Genomic DNA, 19,267 nt, shown 5'->3' with positions numbered 1-19,267 from the left:
ATGACGCGCCTCGCCGGTGTCCTGCGGGGCGGCGTCCGCGGCCATCCCGGCCTCCGGCAGAAGGCGACCTCACGCCCCTCGACCGCGTACCGAGCCTTCGGCCGGCACGGGCCGGCTGGCGTTCCTCGCGGAGACCTCGGTTTTTCGCGTCGCCCCTAAAGGCGTGGCACCAGGGCGAGGAGGGCGTCGGGCAGGGCGCCGCGCCAGACGAGATAATCGTGGCCGCCGGCATACTCGCGGTAGCTCACGTCATAGCCTTTCGCGCGCAGGACGTCGCGCAGGTGGCGCGAGGTCTCGAGGATCCCGGGCGTGTCCGCATGGGCGGTCTCGAACAGGCCGGCGGCGAGGTGGAGCCTCACGTCCTTGCGCGGGCTGCGCGCCACCAGGTCCGCCACGTGCTCTCCCGCATCGGCGGCGGCATTTTCCGGATGCCACCAGAAGGAGCCGGAGAGGGCGATGGCATTGCCGAAGCGGTCGGGATGGCGGAGCGCGATGGTCGCGGCGGCAAGCCCGCCGAAGCTCGAGCCGGCGAGGATGGTGCGTGAAGCGGGGATGCGGGTGCCGGTCTTCTCGCGGACGAGGGGCAGGACCTCGTCGGCCATGAAGTCCGCGAAAGCGGGATTGCCGGGCAGCTCGCGCGCGCGCGTCGGCGGATCGATCTCGGAAACGAACGCCGCCACCACCGGGGGCAGGCGCCCTTCCGCGATCAGGTTGTCGAGGATGGCCGGGGTCGGCACCTTGGTGAGATAGGCCCGGGCGTCGAAGACCAGCAGCAGGACGTTCCGCGGATCGCCGGGGTCGAACCCGGGCGGCGTGTAGAGGGTGATGCTTCGGGTGTTGCCGAGCCGGGGGCTGGCAAGGCGGAATTCCCGCACGCTGCCCTTGGGCGCGCCGCGCTCTTCGAGCCCCGGCTGAGCCGGCGCACGGGGCAGCTCCAGCGTCGAATCCTGATTGAAGGCATCCGGGGCGAGGGCGGGCCAGGGCGTGCGGTTGAAGGGGTCAGCCTGCGCCGTCGCGAGGATGGCCATGCGCCGCTCGCGGGCGGTGCCCGGCAGCTCCGGCACATCCGGGGCGAGCTTGTAGGAGAGGCGGGTGTCCTCTGGGACGAGGAAGCTCCTGAACCATGTGTCGCTCTTGCCGAGGCGGTCCATCCACTCATGGTCGCCGGAGGGGGCGCCGAACAGGCGCACATTGTGCTTCGCCCCGCGGGCGACAAAGGTGATGATGGCCATGCCGGGCGGCCCGGGCTCGACGAGGGGCGTACCGCGGCGCGCGGCATCGTCCCAGAAGGCCTGCGTGTCGCCGCCGGCGGCGATCCGCGCGGCGAGGGCGGCGATGGCGGGGCTGAGAAGCAGGGCCGCCGGCGCCCTCTGCGCGGCTCGGGCGACCCTGGTGGTGATGGAAAGCCTTGCCGCCCCGCCGTCGGCGCGCGCGGTGACGACCAGGCGGGCAGGGGGCACGGGCACGATGAACTGGAAGCTGCCGCGTGCGTCGAGGTCACTCGCGAGGCGCCGCACATGGCGGCCGTCCGGCCCCACGAGGTCCAGGTCGAAGCGCCCGGCGGTCACCGAGAACTCGCCGCGGACATAGTCCCCGGCGGCCGCCGCGACGTCGAAGGCCGCGCGCGTGCCCGCGGCGAGGCCGTCCACCCGCTCCGCCGTGCCCGCGTCGAGGCGCGGCGATGTGAGGGGCGCGGCATGCGCGGGGGCGACCATCAGCAGCGCCGCAAGGAGAAGCGCCGGGGCACGGGACTTCACCAATTGTATTTCAGCGACGCGGTTACCGTCCGGCCCTCCCCATAGAAGCAGGCATAGGCGTTGGCGCAGGAGGCCACATAGGTGAGGTCGCCGATGTTCTTGGCGTTGAGCTGCAGCGCCGCACCCTGGAGGCGCCGGTCGAAGGCACCGAGATCGTATTTCAGCATGGCATCGAACAGGGTGTAGGCGGGCACTTCGAAGGTGTTGGCATTGTTGCCCCAGCTGGTGCCGATGTAGCGTACGCCGCCGCCGACCTCCAGCCCCCTCAGATTGCCCTCGTCGAAGGCGTATTTCGCCCACAGGGAGGCGGTGTTCTGCGGAATGCGCGAGGGTGTCTTGCCCAGTTCGCTGGCGACTCCGGTCTCGGTGATGGTGGAGTCGATGTAGGAATAGCTCGCGATCACCGAGAGGTTCCTGTTGACCTCGGCGTGGGCGGACAATTCAAAGCCGCGGTTGTGCATTTCGCCGATCTGCGCCCAGATATAGGTGCCGATGCCGGGATCGTAGATGTTCTGCATCACGTTCTGCTGCCAGATGTCGTAATAGGCGGCGGTGAACAGCATGCGGGTGCCTTCGGGGGCATATTTCACGCCCACCTCGAACTGCTCCGCCGTGGTCGGCTTGAACGGCGCCTCGCCTAAGGGGGGCGCATAGATGGCCGGCTCGAACGAGGTGGAATAGCTCGCGTAGGGCGCGATGCCGTTGGCGAAGGTGTAGAGCGCGCCGACGCGATAGGTGAAGGCGCTGTCGTCATAGCCGAGGGCGCTCGGCCCCACATATTCGGTGATGGAAGTGTCGGCCCAGTCCTGGCGGATGCCGCCGATGAGGTGGAGGTCGCCGATCTTCACCTGGTCCTGCAGGTAGGCGCCGATTTGGCTGGCGGACATCTCCTGGTCCGAGTTGGGATTGAGGACGATGCCCGAGAAATTGTAGCCGTAGATGGGGTTGGTGAGGCTGATGGTCGGCACGTCGGACCAGTTGTAGCCCCAATTGTACTCGCGGCTGCGATAGCGATAGTCGAGGCCGGCGAGCACGGTGTGTTCCGCCGGGCCGGTGCCGAACTTGAATTCCGCCTGGTTGTCGTTGGTGAAGGTGCCCCAGGTATCGCCGCCGCCCGAGGCGGTGCGGTGGACGATGGTGTTGGCCCCGGTCTTGGGATTGGCGCTCGTCCAGCCCCACACCAGGGTGTACTGGTCATAATCCACCCAGAAATAACGCATCTTCTGGCGCAGGGTGAGCGCGTCGCTCGCCTTGTGCTCGAACTCGTAGCCGATCCAGGCCTGGGTGCGCTCGGCGGTCTCGTAATTGGGGTCGGAGACGAAGAAGTCGCGGGGCACGAAACCGTAGCCCTTGATCGGCCACACCGTGCCGGCGGCGTCGAGGAAGTTGCGGAAGCCGAAGTCGGGTTCGTACTCGAAGCCGGAGAGGACGGTGAAGGTGGTCGCCTCGTTGGGCCTCCAGGTGAAGGAGGGAGCGATGGCGATGCCCTGCTGCTTGGCGAAATCCTCCTGCAGATTGGTGGAAAGCCCGGTGCCGACGATGCGGAACGCCATGGTGTCGCTGCCGACGATGCGATCTGCAAAGTCGAACGAGCCCTGGAACATCATGTTGTTGCCGATGGTGAACTCCACCTCGCGCTTCGCGTCGAACGTGGGTTTCTTGCTCACCATGTTGATGATGCCGCCGGGATTGACCTGGCCGTAGAGCACGGAGCTGGGGCCGGAGAGCAGCTCCACGCGCTCCAGCAGATAGGGGTAGATCTTGGCGTAGTCGACATCGCCGCCCACCAGCATGCCGTCGAGATAGCGCGGCACGTAGGCGAAGCCGCGCACGATCACCTCGTCGCGCACGTTGGAGGCGCCGCGATATTCGGAGAACACGCCGGGGGTGTAGCGCAGCGCCTCGGCGACGGATTCGACCTCCTGGTCCTCCATCTGCTGGCGTGGCACCACGGAGATGGATTGCGGTGTCTCGGCGATGGGCGTGTCGGTCTTGGTGCCGGCAAGGCTCTGGCGGGCCACGTAGCCCTGGACGGGGCCATCGCCGCGCTCCTGTTCCCCCACCACCGTCACGGTGTCCAGCGTGACGCCGGAGGTGGCCTCCTGCGCCCGGGCCGCATCGATCGCGAGCACGCTGACGGCACCGAGCAGCCCCGCGCGCAGCGCAGAGCTGAATGGCAATGAGCAATGAGAATGAAACGCCATGGACGATGCCCCTGAAATGCGTCACGCACGCCCCGTCGCGCGATGAACCTTGACGCGGCTCGTCATGTATAAGATTTAGTATTTCGAGCGTCGACGCCAGTGGTCGTTGCGTGGGCAGCAAAGAGTTCTGTGCAAACGGCACAGACAGGGGTGGGAATGTGACTTTGAATCTTAGGAATTCTAAAGTGCGGTCTTGAGAATGGAAATCCCACAGCATCTGTTCGTCGGCACTGTCGACGGTGAGCCGAATTGTGCACCGGATACAACGGTCTACGAGATCTGGCCGAAATTCGTCGTCATGGTCCTGCTCAGCGGCGCGCAGCACTTCGTCATCGACGACAGCGCCTTCCGCATCGAAGCGGGCAACGGCGAGGATGAGCGCGCCGTCGTGTTCCTGCTCAACGTGGCGCGGTTTTCGCGTCTGCGCTTCGTCAACGACAGCAATATTCCGTTACGTAAGATCATGATTTCCGCGCCCCATCCGTGGATGGAGTGGCTGATGCGCACGCGGGGCAACGCGAGCTCCGCCTTGCGCGACTTCCTCACCACCCACCTCGCGCAGCTCAGCTTCCCGGTGAGCGGGCAGGTTCGCCAGCTGTCCGAGCAGATCCTGCAGCCGCCCCCGTCCATGGACGGGGAGGTGCGCACGCTCTACCGCAATTCCCGGGCCCTCGACATTATGTGCCTCGCCTGCGTCGCCATGGCCGAGCGGGCGGAGGAGGAGCGGCCCCGGCCGCAGCTCGTCAGCCGCCGCCGCAGCGAGCGGGTGCGGGACTATGTGCTGGACAACCTCGACAAGAGCCTGACCATCGAGGAGATCGCCGCCGAGGTGGGCGCGAGCGTGTCCTCGGTGCAGCGGCATTTCAAGGAACACTTCCAGATGACGGTGTTCGAGTTCATCCGCCGCGAGCGGCTAGCGCAGGCCTATGCGTCGCTGGAGCGGGAGGGGGTCACCATCGCCCAGGCCGCCTATGCGGCGGGCTATGCGGACCCCTCCAACTTTACCGTGGCCTTCAAGAAGCTCTACGGGGTGCCGCCCAAGTTCAAGCGGCGATAGGGGCCGGCAGCCGTGAAGGACGGCAGCTCACCCGCGCAGGGTGGCGCCGCCGTCCACGTAGAGGTCGGCCATGGTGATATGGCCGGCGCGGTCGGAGGCGAGGAACGCCACCGCATCCGCCACGTCCTGTGGCGTCGCGAGCTTGCCGAGCGGGATGCCCGCCTTGAACGTGGCGGGCGAGCCGGCGATGACGGCGGCGGCGCCTTCCGCATCGGCCCACATTCCGGTCTGCATGGGGGTGAGGGTCGAGCCGGGCGCGACGATGTTGCAGCGGATGCCGTGGGGCGCGAGCTCAAGGCCGAGGCAGCGGGTGAACATGGTGGCGGCGGCCTTGGAGGCGGCATAGGCGGCCATGGCGTGGCGCGGCACGCCGGCGGCATTGGAGCTCACCACCACGATTCGCCCATCCCGCCGCTCCACCATGCGCCTGGCGAGCGCGCGGCACAGATGAAACACCCCATGGGTGTTCACCGCGAACACCCGGTGCCAGTCGGCATCGCTGGTTTCGGTGACGCGTCCGGTGGCGAGCATGCCGGCGACGCTGACGCCGGCATGGATAGGCCCGAGCCGGGCCTCCACGTCCCGGACCAGGGCGTCGACAGCCTCGGATGAGGTCACGTCGAGGGCGAGGGGATGCAGGGTGTCCGATGGCGGGACGACGCTCACGTCGAGGTCGGTGGCGACCACGCGCGCGCCCTCCTCCAGGAATGCGTTCACCACCGCCTGCCCGATGCCGCCCGCCGCGCCGGTGACCAGCACGAGCTTGCCCTCAAGACCCGATGGCCGCATCACCCGGTCCTCCCCCGTGATGCCGCGTTCACAGCGCCGCCACGATCTGGTCGGTGACGAGGGGCACTCCGCACACGTCCGCCACGTAGGCCAGCGCCATGTCGTGCTTCTCGCGGGAAAAGTCGGCCAGCGCATCGGCGGCGAGGAAGGGCTGGATGTCGCGCATGAACGCCTCGGCGGCGGTGAGCAGGCAGCCGATATGGGCGTAGACGCCGCAGACCACGAGCTGGTCGCGCCCGCGTGCCCGGATCAGCGCTTCCAGGTTGCTGCGCTGGAAGGCGCTGTAGCGGTGCTTCACCAGCACGAAGTCGCCCGCCTGCGGGGTGAGCTGGCGCAGCAGCGGCTGGTGCTCCAGCGGATCGCTCATGCCCGGACCCCATAGGTCGGCCTGGAGGCCCCGGTCGCGCCGGTCCTGGCGCACCTCCTGCGCCGTGTAGAAAACGGGGATGCCGGCGGCCCGGCAATGGGCGACGAGGCGCGCGATGTTGGCCACCATGGGCGCGAGCGGCGAGGCATCGGGCGCGTAGGGCCGCGCGAAATAAAGCTGCATGTCGTGCACCAGCAGCGCCGCGCGGTCGCGTTCGAGCCGCCAGCCGGCCCGCGCCTGCGGCAAGTCGGCGGCCTGGGGCAGCGCATAGGGCGCGATGCGCGGCAGGCCGGGAGCGGGGGGCTGGGCGGCAATGGCCGACGGGGCGTTCATGATGCGGTCTCCGCGTTGCTGGCGAGAAACTGGGTGCGCAGGCGGGCACGCAGTTCCTTGCGACTCACCTTGCCGGCGGCGGTGGTTTCGAAGGCGTCCACGAACACCACCTGGTCGGGCACCTTGAATTCGGCGATGCCACGCTGGCGCATGAACATCTTGACCTCCGACGCCTTCAACGGCGCCTGCCGGGGAATGACGAAGGCGCAGCTGCGCTCCCCGAGGACGGGATCCGGGATCGAGACCATGGCGGCGTCGAAGATGCCCGGATGGGCGATCAGATGGTCCTCCACCTCCTCCGCGGAGATCTTCTCCCCGGCGCGGTTGATGTGGTCGCCGGCGCGGCCCTGCACCTCCAGATAGCCCCCCGGCAGGCGGCGCACGATGTCACCGGTGCGGTAGAAGCCGTCGGCGGTGAAGCTGCGCGCGTTGGCGGAAGGATCGTCATGGTAGGCGCGGATGGTGTAGGGGCCGCGTGCCAGCAGGTGGCCCGGCGTCCCCTCTGGCACCGGCCGGCCGAGATCGTCCACGACCAGCACCTCGTCGTCGTCGCTGATGGGCCGGCCCTGGGTGCCGATGACGGTGTCGTCGGGGTCGTCGAGGCGGGTGTAGTTCACGAGGCCCTCGGCCATGCCGAACACCTGTTGCAGCTGGCAGCCGAGGGCGGGCCGCACCCGCTTCGCCGCTTCCGGTGTGAACTTCGCCCCGCCCACCTGGAGCACCTCGAGGCTGGAGAGATCGTGCCCCGTGCCGGGCGCGGCCTGCATCCACAGCAAGGCGAGGGGCGGCACGAGGCCGGTGAGCGTCACCTTCTCCCGCGCGATGAGGGGGAACGCCACCTCCGGGCTCGGCGCCGGGGCGAGCACCACGCGCCCGCCGGCATAAAGCGTGCCCATGTGCCCCGGCGAGCTCATGGGAAAATTATGCGCCACCGGCAGCGCCACCAGATAGACGGTCTTCTCGGTGACGCCGCAGATCCCGTTGCTGGCGCGGAAGCTGTAGATGTAGTCGTCGTGGGTGCGGGGGATGAGCTTCGGCAGGCCGGTGCTGCCGCCGGAAATCTGCAGGAAGGCGACGGCGGAGGGATCGGGATCGCCCGGCAGGCCGCCCTCTCCCATGCAGGCGTCGAGCGGGGTGAACACCCCCGCGTCCCCGGCCATCACCACATGGCGCAGGGTGGGGACTTCCGCCCTCAGGGCCTGGGCGAGGGGACGATAGTCGAAGCCGGCATAGCGGTCGCCGGCCATGTAGGCGGCGGCGCCCGAGCGGCGGGCCAGATGCGCCACCTCGGCGAGGCGATGGGCAGCCAGCGCATAGACCGGGATCAGCCCGGCCCGGAACAGGCCGAACACCACGCCGAAGAACTCCGCCACATTGCCGAACTGCACCACCACCCGGTCGCCGGGCAAAAGCCCCAGGGCGAGGAAGCCGGCGGCATGGGCGTCGGCGCGGCGGTTCAGCTCACCATAGGTCCAGCGCCGGTCCCCGTCCACCACCGCGACGATGTCCGGCTGGGCCTGGGCTTGCCGCCGGAGCATGGCCGGGAAGGTTTCGCCCCGCCAGTAGCCCGCAGCGCGGTAGCGCGCGGTGAAGTCCTCCGGCCAAGCCTGCACGGGCGCGCTCACGAGCGCACCTCCCTCACCGGCGGAATGCCGAGGGCGGTGAGGAGCGCTGTATATTTCGCCGCCGTCTCCTCCGCCTCGGCGTGGGGGTCGGAGCCGGGCACGATGCCGGCGCCGGCATAGAGCCGCGCCCGTCGCCCGCAGATCTCGGCGCAGCGTATGGTGACGTACCAGGCCCCGTCGCCGCGCCCGTCGCACCAGCCCACGGCGCCCGCGTAGAAATCGCGGGCGTAGCCTTCCAGCGCGCCGATGTGACGGGCGGCCTTCTCGCGCGGCACGCCGCAGACGGCGGGGGTTGGATGCAGCATGGCGGCGAGGACGGCGGCGGGGACTTCGGGCTCCTTCAGGTCGCCCTCGATGCGGGTGCCGAGGTGCCACATGCTGGCGGTGCTCGCCAGCGCCATGCCCTGCGGCCGGAACAGCCGGCGGCAGAACGGGGCGAGGGTGTCGAGGATGAACTCCACCACGATGGCGTGTTCGCGCCGGTCCTTGGCCGAAGCGGCAAGGCCCGCCGCCGCCGCCGCATCCTCGGCGAGGTCCGCCCGGCGGCGGGCGGAGCCGGCGAGGGGATGGGAGGAGACGCGGCCGCCGGACTTGCCGAGAAGCAGCTCCGGCGTCGCGCCCGCCATCACCCGCGGCAGGCCGTCGCGATCCGGCAGCGGCACGAGGAAGGCGGTGGCCGCGGGATCGGCGGCGAGGCGGCGGAACACGGAGGCGACGTCGATGTCCCGCTCCGCCGTGGCGACGAGGCTGCGGGAGAGCACGATCTTCTCCAGCGCGCCGGCCGTGCCCGCCTCGTCCGCCATCAGATGGAGGGCGCGCCCCACCGCCTCGGCATAGCCGGCGGCGTCGGGGGCGTGGTCGAGGTGCCACGGGATGGTGTGCTCCGCGCGCGCCGCGCCCTGCACCGGCGGTGCGGACCGCGCGACCCGCCGCGCCTGCCACAGGCAGTCGTCTCCCGAGCGGTCGAAGGGCAGGGCGCCGGCCAGCGTCGCCTCGGTGCCGGCGGAGCGGAAAAAGGCGGCAAGGCGCGCATCCAGGGTCGCGACCGGCCCGCGCGGCAGCGCCGCCGCCGCCCCGAGCCCGTGCAGCAGGGCGCCGCGCGACTGGAAGGCGAAGAGGCTCAGCCCTTCGCCGGGCGACGGGTCGGTCGCCTTCTGCGGGAAGACGTGGGGCGGCGGGGCGGCGAGCGGGGGCGCGGCCGGTTCGGGGCGTGTCAGAGCGTTCATGCCGACCTCCTGTCGGGTGTGGGCGCGGGTAGGGCGGATGCGGCGGCGTTATCCCGCCTTCTGGTCGGGCAGGCGGATGGACCGCCGTTCCGCCGCATCGGCGTCCTCGATCAGGGCGTTGAGCAGCGGCCCGAGGATCTCGAGCGAGGCCGGGGAGACGATGTCCTCGTGGGAGCAGTGGGCGAGCCGGTGGATGGAGAGCCGGCCGACCCGATGCGTCCACACGCCTTCCGGATCGATCTCCGGCAGCATGGACTTGCCGGCGACGAACAGGGTGACGTGCCCGTCATAGTCTTCGGTGGTGGCCTGCGAGAGCAGGGTGACGGCGTCGCCATAATTCTCGAAGATGTGGCCGAACATCTCTTCCTTCTCGCGGCGGAAATCGTCGTCCATCACGTCGGCCATGGCGTCGTTGATGAACTTTTCCTGCTCGCGCTCGGCGCCCAGATTGGCCTGGGCGCCATCCGGATCGCTCCAGTCGTGGGCTTCGGCGGGATAGGTGTCGAGCAGGCCGAGGAAGCGCACCTCCTCGCCCATGCGCCGCAGCCGTGCGGCGAGGCCGTAGGCCACCGTGCCGCCGAGGGAATAGCCGAGGAGATAATAGGGACCTTCGGGCTGCACCTCGCGCAGGATGGCGAGCTGGCGGTCGCATACCTCGTCCATGCTGGCGCTCATGGCGATGGGGCCGTTGGGACGCGGCGATTGCAAGCCGACGATGGGCATGTCCTTGCGCAGATAGCGCGACAGCACGCTGTACTGCCAGGACACGCCCGAGGCCGGATAGATGCAGATGAGCGGCGCGCCGCGCCCGTCCCGCAGGCGCACCACCAGGTCGAAGCCGCTGCGGGCCATGCCGTCCACCAGCTCGCCGGCCACGAGGTGCTCGGCGAGGCGGGCGACGGTGGGCATCACCACGATCTGCCCCACCGAGACCTGCCGCCGCAGCTCCCGGCGGATGCGGGCGGCGAGGCGCATGGCGAGCAGCGAATGGCCGCCGATGGCGAAGAAGTCCTCGTCCGCACCCACGCTTTCGCGGTCGAGCAGGTCGGCGAAGATGGCGGCGAGGCGCCTTTCCAGCCCCTCCGCCGGCGGCCGGCCGGCGGCGCCCTCGGCAGCCGGACCCTGCGGCACCGGCAGGGCCTTGCGGTCCAGCTTGCCGTTCGCCGAGAGGGGCAGGGCGTCGAGCACCACCACCACCGCCGGCAGCATGTGGGCCGGCAGCACCGCCTGGAGCGCGCCGCGCACCTCCTCCGGTTCGATGACGGCGCCGGGCTCCGGCACCACGTAGCCGACGATCTGGCGGGCATCGGCGCCGGCGATCGCCCCGCCCAGCGCCACCGCATGCGCCACCGCCCGGGCGACGCCTGGCAGGCCCTCCATCCGCGCCTCGATCTCGCCCAGCTCCACCCTTTGGCCGCGGATCTTGATCTGGTGGTCGGCGCGGCCGAGATATTCGACCTCGCCCGCCGGCAGCCAGCGGGCCACGTCGCCGGTGCGGTACATGCGCCGGCCCGCAGCGAACGGGTCGGCCACGAAGCGCTCGGCGGTGAGGCCGGGCCGGTTGAGATAGCCGTGGGCGAGCTGGACGCCGCACAGATAGAGTTCCCCCGCCAGTCCCACCGGCACGGGCCGGAGCTGGTGGTCGAGGATGCGCAGCTGCGTGTTCCACACCGGCCGGCCGATGGGCACGCCGCCGCCGCCTTCCGCGTTGGCTCCGGCGGCCGGCGCATAGGTCACGTCCACCGCCGCCTCGGTGGGACCATAGAGATTGTGGAGGGCGGCCGCCGGCAGCAGGTCGCTGAAGGACCGCGCCAGCCCCTTCGCCAGCGCCTCGCCGCTGGCGAACACGGTGGCAAGGCTCGCGCATCGCTCCCGGCGGGCGGCATCGTCCTCCAGCAGCCCGAGGAAGATGGCGAGCATGGACGGAACGAAGTGCAGGGTGGTGACGGCATGCCGGGCGATGAGGTCGCACAGCGCCTCGGGGTCGCGATGGGCGTCGGGCGGCGCCATCACCAGGCGCGCGCCCACCATGTGCGACCAGAAGAATTCCCAGACCGAGACATCGAACCCGCACGGCGTCTTCTGCAGCACCACGTCCGCCGTTGCGAGCGGGTACTGGTGCTGCATCCACAGGATGCGGTTGACGATGGCGCCGTGCGCCACCACCGCCCCCTTGGGCCGGCCGGTGGTGCCGGACGTGTAGAGCACGTAGGCCGGATGGTCGGGCGAGAGCCCGTCGTCCGGCACATATTCGCCGGCTTCCGTGTCGGCGTCGGCGAGGGTGTCGAACAGCAGCGCGGGCACCCTCGTCCCGACGAGGTCGCGGGAGGCGGCATCGGTGAGGAGGAGGCGCGGGGCGGCATCCTGCAGCATGAAGGCGAGACGCTCGGCCGGATAGGACAGGTCCAGGGGCAGGAAGGCCGCGCCGGCCTCGATCACCGCCAGCAAGGCGAGGCTGAGGCGGGCCGAGCGCGGCAGGGCCACGGCCACCACCTCGCCGGGGCGCACGCCCTCGCTCCTGAGCCGCCGGGCAAGGTGGAGCACCTGGTGGCGCGCCTCGCGGTAGGTGAGGCCGTGGGTTTCGTCCACCAGCGCCACCAGGTCGGGGGTGCGCGCCGCCTGCGCCACCAAAAGGTCGCGCAGGGTGAGGGGCGGCAGCGGCCGCTCCGTGGCATTCGCGGCCGCGGCGAGGTCGATGTCCTCCGCCGTCGCCATGGGCAGCGCGCACAGGGGTAGCTCCGGATGCCGAGCGAGCGCTTCCAGCAAGGCGACCATGCGGGCGGCGAGGGCGACCGCATCGGCGAGCGCGCCGCGGTTCTCCACCAGCAGCGTCAGGCCGGGCCCGGGCAGCACCAGCAGCGCCAGCGGATAATGGCTGTAGCCGCGATTGCGGATTTCGGTGAGGCGAAGCCCGGCGAGGTCGTGGCCGAGATAGTCGCTGTCGGGATAGTTCTCCACCACCAGGAGCGTGTCGAACAGCGCGCCCGCGCCGGCCACCGCTTGGATCTCGCCCAGTCCGAGGCCGTCATGCTCCATGAGCCGGGCGTGGCGCGCCTGCATGGCCTCCATCTGTTCCCACAGGCTGCTCGCCGGCGCGAGCTGCACCCGCACCGGCACGGTGTTGAGGAACAGGCCCACCTGCGCCTCGACGCCGGCGATGTCCGTCGCGCGGCCGGAGACCGGCGTGCCGAAGATCACCTCGTCGCGCCCGGCCATGGCGCCGAGGGCCGCGCCCCACACCGCCTGCATCAGCACGTTGAGGGTGATGCCGCGCCGGCGCGCTTCGGACAGCAGGGCGTCGGTGAGGTCCGGCGGCAGGGTGGCGGAGGCTTCCTCCACCGTCGCGGTGGTCGAGACGTGCTCGAAGAGCCGGCACGGCACCGCGCCGGCGAGGGCCTCGGCCCATGCCGCCCGGCCCGCCGTCCGGTCGTGCAGGGCGAGCCGGCGCACCACCTCGCCATAGGTGACGGGCAAGGGCGGCAGCGGCGCATCCGACCCATAGGCGGCCATGAGGTCGCGCAGCAGGAGCGGGGTGGACCAGCCGTCTATCATCAGGTGGTGCACGAGGATGATCAGGACATGGTGCTCCGGCGCCAGCCGGATCAGCTCCGCATGCAGCAGGCGGCGGAAGGTGGGCGCCACCAGGTTCCGCTCCACGGCTGCCGCTTCGAGCCGTGTCAGGGCGGCAGGGCGGTCGTCGGGATCGAGGGCGGAGAGGTCGTGCTCGGACCACGGCCAGAGCGTGCCCTCCGGCAGCGCCGGCACCACCAGCACCGGCTCCTCGCCCGCCGTGTCGAAGAGGCCGGCGAGCTGGGGATGGCGGCGCAGCACCGCATCGAAGGCGCGCCGCAGGCGCCGCACGTCCAGCGGGCCCTCCATCTCGACGCGGGTGAAGGCGTTGTAGTTCTCGGCCTGCGTGCCGAGCTGGGCGTGGAACAGCATGCCCTTCTGCGTGGGCAGAACCGGCAGCACCTCCGCCACCGTGCCATAACGGGCGCGCAGGGTCATAAGCTCCACCGGGGACACCACCTCCGGCAGGCCGGGCGCGGCAAAGGTGGGCGCGAGGGGGGCGATCTGCGTCATGGCATGGGCCATGCGGCGGGGGTCGCGGCAGAGGAACACGTCGCGCGGCCGCAGCGAGAAACCCTCCGCGCGCAGGGCGTTGCACAGCACGATGGCGCTGATGCTGTCGCCGCCAAGGGCGAAGAAGTCGCTTTCCGCCCCCACCGCGGGCAGCTTCAGCGCCTGCGCCATGGCGCGCGCCACGCGCATCTCCTCCGGGGTGGAGGGCGCCGCCTCCACCACGGCGGAGGGGGAGGGCAGGCGGCTGCGGTCGACCTTGCCGTTCACGTTGAGCGGAAACGCCTCGAGGATCATCACCGCGGCCGGGACCATGTAGTCCGGCAGGCGCTCGCGCAGGGCGTGGCGCAGATCCTGCGCGCGCCAGTCCCGCGCCCGGGGATCGTCGACGCCTTCCAGCGTGCAGTAGGCGAGGAGGCGGTGGCTGTCATTGACCGCCTCCGCCAGCACCAGCGCGGTCTGGACACCCGGCAGGGTGGCGAGGGCGGCCTCGATTTCCGGGATCTCCACCCGATAGCCGCGCACCTTCACCTGGTGGTCGGCACGGCCGAGGAACTCCACGCGGCCCTCGGCGGTCCAGCGCACGAGGTCGCCGGTGCGGTACATGAGGCCACCCTCCGCCGCGGGATCGGCGACGAAGCGCTCGGCGGTGAGGGCGGGCCGTCCGCAATAGCCGCGGGCGAGGCCGGCGCCGGCGATGTAGAGCTCGCCCACCGCCCCCACCGGCACCGGCTGGAGCAGCCGGTCGAGCACGTGGACGCGGGTGTTGCCCACGGGCCGGCCCACCACCGGCGCCTGCGTCTCGCCGATGGCGGCGCGCAGGGTGTCCACCGTGTATTCGGTGGGGCCGTAGAGGTTGTGGGCAAGAAGGCGAGGATGGCGGCGCAGGGCCGTCCACAAGGCCGGGGAGGCCGCCTCGCCGCCGATCAGCAGCACGGTGGGCGGGTGACCGTCGGCATCCATGAGGCCGCAGCCGAGCATCTGGGCGCAGAAGGAGGGCGGCAGGTCCAGCGCGTCGATGCCCGTCTCCCGGATATGGGCGACGAGGGCATGGGCATCGCGCCGCATGTCCTCGTCGATGACGTGCAGTTCCTGGCCCAGCAGCATCCAGAACAGCTGGAGCCAGGACGAATCGAAGGCGAAGGAATGGGTATGGGCGGCCCGCAGCGTCCGGCCCGGGTGGCGGGCGCGGAGGGCGTCGAGGCCCGGCCCGTAGATCTCCCGCCAGTGGGAGGAGACGAGGTTGAGGAGCGCGCCGTGCGTGTTCATCACCCCCTTGGGCCGCCCGGTGGAGCCCGAGGTGAAGATGATGGCGGCGACGGCGTCCGGCCCGAGGCGCGTCCTGCGCTCCCGTGGCTGGACGGGTGTGCCCGGCAAGCCCGCCATGGCGGCGGTCAGCGCGGGATCGTCGAGGCAGAGGGCCGGCAGGTCGGCCGGCAGGCGATGCGCGGCGGCCCGGCAGGTGATCGCCCGTCGCGGGCGGGCGTCCATGCACATGGCATCGAGCCGCGCCGACGGGTGGTCGAGGTCGAGGGGCAGATAGGCTGCCCCGCTGGCCAGCACGCCCAGCAGGGCCACCACGGCATCCGCCGAGCGCGGCAGAGCCACCGCCACGGCATCGCCCGGCCCGATGCCCTCGGCGATGAGGTGGCGCGCCAGCCGGTACACACGTTCCGATAGTGCCCGGAAAGTCAGCCGGTGGGGCCCGCACACCAGCGCCGTCGCGTCGGGGGTGCGGGCGGCGCTCTGGGTGAAGAGGTCGAGGAGTGTGGCCGCGCCCGCGAGGGGACGCGTCGGCGCGCCGGTGGCGCTGGCGGCAAGGAACTTCGCCTCCTCCTCCGCCATTACCGGCAGGCTGCTGATGGGAGTGGCGGGGTCGGAGCGGAAGGCGTCGAGCAGGCGCTCGATCCGCGCGCCGTGGCGGGCGAGGTCGGTCGGGTCGTAGCGATCCGAATCCGCCCTGAGCTCCAGGGTGATGCGGCCGTCCTGGATGAGGATGCCGAACTCGATGTCGTCCACCGGCCCGGTGGCGATGTGGTGGGTGACGCCGCGCACGTTGCCGAACCGCAGGTCGTAGTCGAACATGCGGTAGTTCACGACCGGGCCGTAGAGGGCCCGCCCGGAGCCCACATAGCCGAGATCGCGCTGGATCTGCTCGGCGTCGTAGCGCTGGTGCCGGCGCACATCGCGCAAGGCTGCCTTCACCCGGCCGGCGAGCGCGGGCAGTGGGAGGGCGGGAGCGGCCTCGGTCCGCACCGGCAGGACGTTCACCACCGGGGCCACCGCCGCTGCAGCCATGGAGCCCATGCGGCGCATGAAGGGCACGCCCACCACCTGCGTGTCCGCTCCCGAAACCCGGCCGAGATAGGCGGCGATGGCCGCCATGAGCATGTCGAACACGGCGACGTCCGCCGCGGCGGCCGCGTCCTCCAGCGCGTCGAGGGTTCCCGCCGGCAGGTCGTGGGCATGGGCGATGATGCGGGCCTGCGGCGGCGCGGCGTCTTCGCCGAGGAGCGTGCGGCGGGTGGACAGGTCGCACGGGGACGGCAGGTCGCGGCAGTATTCGCGCCAGAACTCGCGGTCCTTCGCGAAGCCGGGTGAGGCGGCGTAGGTGCAGTGCTCCTCGATGACCGAGGCGACGCCGACGAAGGGTGAGGGTGCCGCCGGACGCGCCTCCACGAGCGCCGTGTAGATGTCCGCCACACGCCGGGTCAGGGCGGTGAAGCTGAAGCCGTCCAGCATGAGATGGTGATAGCGCTGGTACCAGAGCCAGCGCGGCGCTTCCCCCGGCGCCGCGAGGTCCATGAGGATCTGGCGGCAGAGCCGGCGGTCGCCGGCGGCGGGCAGGTCTTCGCCCACGTCCTGCGCCATGATCGCGCGGGCGGCGGCGCCGGGGTCTTCCGCGGCGCCCAGGTCCATGCGCTCGATGCTGATGCCGCTCCCGCGCTCCCCCGCCGGGCGCAGCACCTGCCAGGCGCCGGCCTCGTCGGCGAAGAAGCGTGCGCCGACCGTGTCGGCCTCCGCCAGGCCGTGCCGGATCGCCTGCTCCAGGTGATCCACGGCGATGTCCCCGGTGAGTTCCACCGCGTGGGCGATGACATATGTGTTGCCACGCCCGTCGATCTGGTCCGCGAGCCAGATGCCGAGCTGGGTGCCGACGAGGGGAAGGATGCGCATGACGAGGGTCCTCGCCGCCCCGGTCGCGCCGGCGGCGGGCTGAAGAAACGGGGCCGGCCGGGGTCAGCCGGCGACAGGCATGAGATCGAGCCAGACGCTCTCGATGTGCGCGAGGCAGGCGGCGCGGGTATCCGGGCCGTGCACCACCCGCCAGCCGGCGGGCACATCGCGGAAGGCGGGCCACAGGCTGTACTGGCCGGCGGCGTTGACCAGCGCCAGGAAGAGGTGGCGCTCGTCGTCGAAGGGATTGACGTGCTGGTCGTCCATCATTGCCACGGGTCCCTTCAGGCCGCGCCGACGGACCGGCGCTTCAGCAGGTCCCAGAGGGCATCGATGGTGGGGCGGCTGGCGAGCTCGATGAAGCTCACTTCCAGCCGCGCGGCCTTCCATTCCGCCACCAGCTGCATGGCGGCGATGGAGTTGAGGCCAAAGTCCATGAGGTTGTCGTCGTCGGCCGGATCCTCGTCCAGGAACCGCCGGACCTGGGCGCGCAGCGTCTCCTTCGAGAGGGGCGCCGCCGCGGGCGGGCATGGCTGCGGGTTCATTCGTTCCTCCTGACCTGCAAAATGAAGCCGGTGCAATTGCGTGCAGTGTGCACGCTCTGTGCTGCCGGTGGCATGTCTTGCGAAGGAAATAATCTGTTCTGAAGGGTCAAAGGACTAAAGTATTTTCAATAGTTAAAAAGTATTGATCTGCGCCGGCGGATTGTTCCGGCCTATTCCCGCGCGAGGGCCCGCACCGGATCGAGCCGTGCGGCGCGCCCGGCGGGCATGTAGCCGAACAGCAGTCCGGTGCCCACGGCCCCGGCCAAAGCGAGGGCGATGGCGCGCGCCTGGAACACCACCGAAAGATCAAGCGCCAGGGCGGCGCCCACGCCCACGGCGAGGCCCAGGGCGAGGCCGGCGAGCCCGCCGGCGCCGGCGAGGATCACCGCCTCGGCCAGGAACTGTCCCAGGATGTCCCGTCCCGACGCGCCCACCGCCATGCGGATGCCGATCTCCCGCGTGCGCTCGGTGACGCTCATGAGCATGATGTTCATCACGCCGATGCCGCCCACCAGCAGGGAAACGGAGGCGATGACCGCGAGCAGCCCGGCCATGGCCGACTGGGTCTCGCCGAGCTCGGCGATGCGGCTCGCCATGTCGTTAATGAAGAAGTCCTCCATGCGGTGGCGCGCGAGCAGCGTCTCCCGCACGTGCCCCTTGGTTTGCGTGAGGCGGGCGGTGTCGGTCACGGTGAGCTGGATGCCGCCGAGGTCGGTCGATCCGGTGAGGCGGCTGGACGCGGTGGACAGCGGCAGCACCACGCGGTCGTCGCGGTCCATGCCGCGCTCGTCGGGTCCCTTCGGCTCCAGCACGCCGGTGACGAGGAAGGGGATGCCGTTGGCGAGAACGTAGCGGCCGGAGGGGTCGGCGACGCCCGGAAACAGCCGCGCCGCCACCGCCGCGCCGAGCACCATCACCGGGGCCGCCGCGCGCTCGTCGTCCGGGGTGAAGAAGCTGCCCCGGTGGGTGCGCCAGCGGAAGGTCTCTGGATAGGCGGTGGAGGTGCCGAACGCCTCCGAGCGGAGGGTGACGGCCCCGGCGGTCAGGGTCACGGTGGTCCAGCGGCCGGGATTGACACTCTTCACATTGGGCAGCTGGGCGAGGGCCTGCGCGTCGGCCAGCGTCATCCGTCCGCCGGGCAGGGCCGGGTTGTCGTTGTCCGGCATCACCACGATCCAGTCGGTGCCGGTCGCCGCCGCGCGGGCGAGCACCTGCCGCCGCGTGCCCTCGCCGATGGCGAGCATGGCGATGACCGAGGCGGTGCCGATGACGATGCCGAGGAGCGTCAGCGCCGTGCGGAAGGGATTTCCGGCCAGCGCCGCGAAGGCCGAGCGCAACGCCTCGGTCAGGGCGAACAGGGCCGGCGCATGCCGGTCCGGCCGCCGCGCGGGCGCTGGCGCGGGGTGGACCGCCTCGCCGTTGCCGCTGTCGCGCACGATGACCCCGTCGCGGATCTCCACCACCCGCCGGGCGATGCGCGCCACGGCGGGATCGTGGGTGATGAGGATGACCGTATGCCCTTCCGCCGCCAGTTCGCGCAGCAGGTCCATCACGGCGGCGCCGCTGGCGCTGTCGAGGGCGCCGGTGGGCTCGTCGGCGAGGATCACCTCGCCGCCATTCATGAGCGCGCGGGCGATGGAGACGCGCTGCTGCTGGCCGCCGGAAAGCTGGTCCGGCCGGTGGTCGAGGCGGCCGCCGAGGCCGAGGCGTTCCAGCAGGGCCGTCGCCCGCCGCTGGCGCGCCTTGCCGTCCACGCCCGCATAGATCGCCGGCAGCTCGGCATTGGCCCGTGCGCTGACGCCGGGCAGCAGGTGGTAGCGCTGGAAGACGAAGCCGAACACCTCGCGCCGCAGCTCCGCCTGCCCGTCGCGGGACAGGGTGCTCACGTCCTCGCCGGCAAAGCGGTAGGTGCCGCCGCTCGGGTGGTCGAGCAGGCCGAGGATGTTCATGAGCGTCGACTTGCCGGAACCGGACTGCCCGACGATGGCGACGAACTCACCGGCATGGATGGTGAGGTCGATGCCGCGCAGCACCTCGCTCGTCACCGCGCCGTGGGTGAAGGCGCGGCGGATGCCCGAGAGCTGGATCAGCGGCGCGCCGGACATCG

General features: G+C 70.9%; 11 protein-coding genes. 1 reads left to right on the top strand and 10 read right to left on the bottom strand.

Annotated elements, in window-relative coordinates; all coding sequences use genetic code 11:
* Nucleotides 1-155: 155 nt before the first annotated feature.
* Both fes and EZH22_RS22310 read right to left on the bottom strand, forming a co-directional pair.
* Nucleotides 156-1,757 carry an enterochelin esterase gene (fes, locus tag EZH22_RS22315; RefSeq protein ID WP_203192610.1) on the bottom strand — a complete coding sequence of 534 codons (1,602 nt, stop codon included), beginning with the start codon at nt 1,755-1,757 and terminating at the stop codon, nt 156-158.
* Nucleotides 1,754-3,961: a TonB-dependent siderophore receptor gene (locus tag EZH22_RS22310; RefSeq protein WP_203192609.1), complete on the bottom strand. Its 2,208-nt coding sequence runs from the start codon at nt 3,959-3,961 to the stop codon at nt 1,754-1,756. Before EZH22_RS22310 ends, fes begins: the two co-directional genes overlap by 4 nt.
* Before the next feature lie 199 nt (nt 3,962-4,160).
* Between EZH22_RS22310 and EZH22_RS22305 the strand changes: the two genes are divergently transcribed.
* Nucleotides 4,161-5,018, top strand: coding sequence for a helix-turn-helix transcriptional regulator (locus EZH22_RS22305; protein WP_203192608.1), 858 nt, complete (start codon nt 4,161-4,163; stop codon nt 5,016-5,018).
* Nucleotides 5,019-5,045: 27 nt separating this feature from the next.
* On the opposite strand, the gene EZH22_RS22300 is transcribed toward EZH22_RS22305, so the two are convergent.
* From EZH22_RS22300 to EZH22_RS22265, 8 genes are all read right to left on the bottom strand, one after another.
* Entirely contained in the window at nt 5,046-5,807 is a 762-nt protein-coding gene (locus EZH22_RS22300; RefSeq protein ID WP_203192607.1) for a 2,3-dihydro-2,3-dihydroxybenzoate dehydrogenase, read from the bottom strand.
* 28 nt (nt 5,808-5,835) lie between these two features.
* Nucleotides 5,836-6,507: an isochorismatase family protein gene (locus tag EZH22_RS22295; protein ID WP_203192606.1), complete on the bottom strand. Its 672-nt coding sequence runs from the start codon at nt 6,505-6,507 to the stop codon at nt 5,836-5,838.
* Nucleotides 6,504-8,132, bottom strand: a complete 1,629-nt coding sequence (locus tag EZH22_RS22290; RefSeq protein ID WP_231711097.1) for a (2,3-dihydroxybenzoyl)adenylate synthase — start codon at nt 8,130-8,132, stop codon at nt 6,504-6,506. Before EZH22_RS22290 ends, EZH22_RS22295 begins: the two co-directional genes overlap by 4 nt.
* Nucleotides 8,129-9,358, bottom strand: coding sequence for an isochorismate synthase (locus tag EZH22_RS22285; protein ID WP_203192605.1), 1,230 nt, complete (start codon nt 9,356-9,358; stop codon nt 8,129-8,131). The genes EZH22_RS22290 and EZH22_RS22285 overlap by 4 nt, the downstream gene beginning before the upstream one ends.
* A gap of 48 nt (nt 9,359-9,406) precedes the next feature.
* Entirely contained in the window at nt 9,407-16,615 is a 7,209-nt protein-coding gene (locus EZH22_RS22280) for an amino acid adenylation domain-containing protein (protein WP_203192604.1), read from the bottom strand.
* Nucleotides 16,616-16,678: 63 nt separating this feature from the next.
* A complete protein-coding gene (locus tag EZH22_RS22275; RefSeq protein WP_333473740.1) occupies nt 16,679-16,885 on the bottom strand; it encodes an MbtH family protein in 207 nt (68 codons plus the stop codon).
* A gap of 14 nt (nt 16,886-16,899) precedes the next feature.
* Nucleotides 16,900-17,160 (bottom strand): phosphopantetheine-binding protein, encoded by a 261-nt coding sequence (locus tag EZH22_RS22270; protein WP_203192603.1) that lies wholly within the window; start codon nt 17,158-17,160, stop codon nt 16,900-16,902.
* Nucleotides 17,161-17,330: 170 nt separating this feature from the next.
* On the bottom strand, nt 17,331-19,265 hold the full coding sequence (locus EZH22_RS22265; RefSeq protein WP_203196696.1) for a MacB family efflux pump subunit: 1,935 nt from the start codon (nt 19,263-19,265) through the stop codon (nt 17,331-17,333).
* Between the last annotated feature and the right edge of the window lie 2 nt (nt 19,266-19,267).

The sequence above is a fragment of the Xanthobacter dioxanivorans genome (assembly GCF_016807805.1).
GTDB classification, from domain to species: domain Bacteria; phylum Pseudomonadota; class Alphaproteobacteria; order Rhizobiales; family Xanthobacteraceae; genus Xanthobacter; species Xanthobacter dioxanivorans.
Note: the sequence above shows the minus strand (reverse complement) of the source record. Positions and strands in the feature narration are given on the sequence as shown.

What these genes read in the sequence shown, in the direction of transcription:
- EZH22_RS22305 (WP_203192608.1), top strand. Translation starts at nt 4,161, where the DNA reads ATGGAAATCCCACAGCATCTGTTCGTCGGCACTGTCGACGGTGAGCCG.
- EZH22_RS22310 (WP_203192609.1), bottom strand. Translation starts at nt 3,961, where the DNA reads ATGGCGTTTCATTCTCATTGCTCATTGCCATTCAGCTCTGCGCTGCGC.
- EZH22_RS22300 (WP_203192607.1), bottom strand. Translation starts at nt 5,807, where the DNA reads ATGCGGCCATCGGGTCTTGAGGGCAAGCTCGTGCTGGTCACCGGCGCG.
- EZH22_RS22280 (WP_203192604.1), bottom strand. Translation starts at nt 16,615, where the DNA reads ATGCGCATCCTTCCCCTCGTCGGCACCCAGCTCGGCATCTGGCTCGCG.
- EZH22_RS22295 (WP_203192606.1), bottom strand. Translation starts at nt 6,507, where the DNA reads ATGAACGCCCCGTCGGCCATTGCCGCCCAGCCCCCCGCTCCCGGCCTG.
- EZH22_RS22285 (WP_203192605.1), bottom strand. Translation starts at nt 9,358, where the DNA reads ATGAACGCTCTGACACGCCCCGAACCGGCCGCGCCCCCGCTCGCCGCC.
- EZH22_RS22270 (WP_203192603.1), bottom strand. Translation starts at nt 17,160, where the DNA reads ATGAACCCGCAGCCATGCCCGCCCGCGGCGGCGCCCCTCTCGAAGGAG.
- EZH22_RS22275 (WP_333473740.1), bottom strand. Translation starts at nt 16,885, where the DNA reads ATGATGGACGACCAGCACGTCAATCCCTTCGACGACGAGCGCCACCTC.
- EZH22_RS22265 (WP_203196696.1), bottom strand. Translation starts at nt 19,265, where the DNA reads ATGTCCGGCGCGCCGCTGATCCAGCTCTCGGGCATCCGCCGCGCCTTC.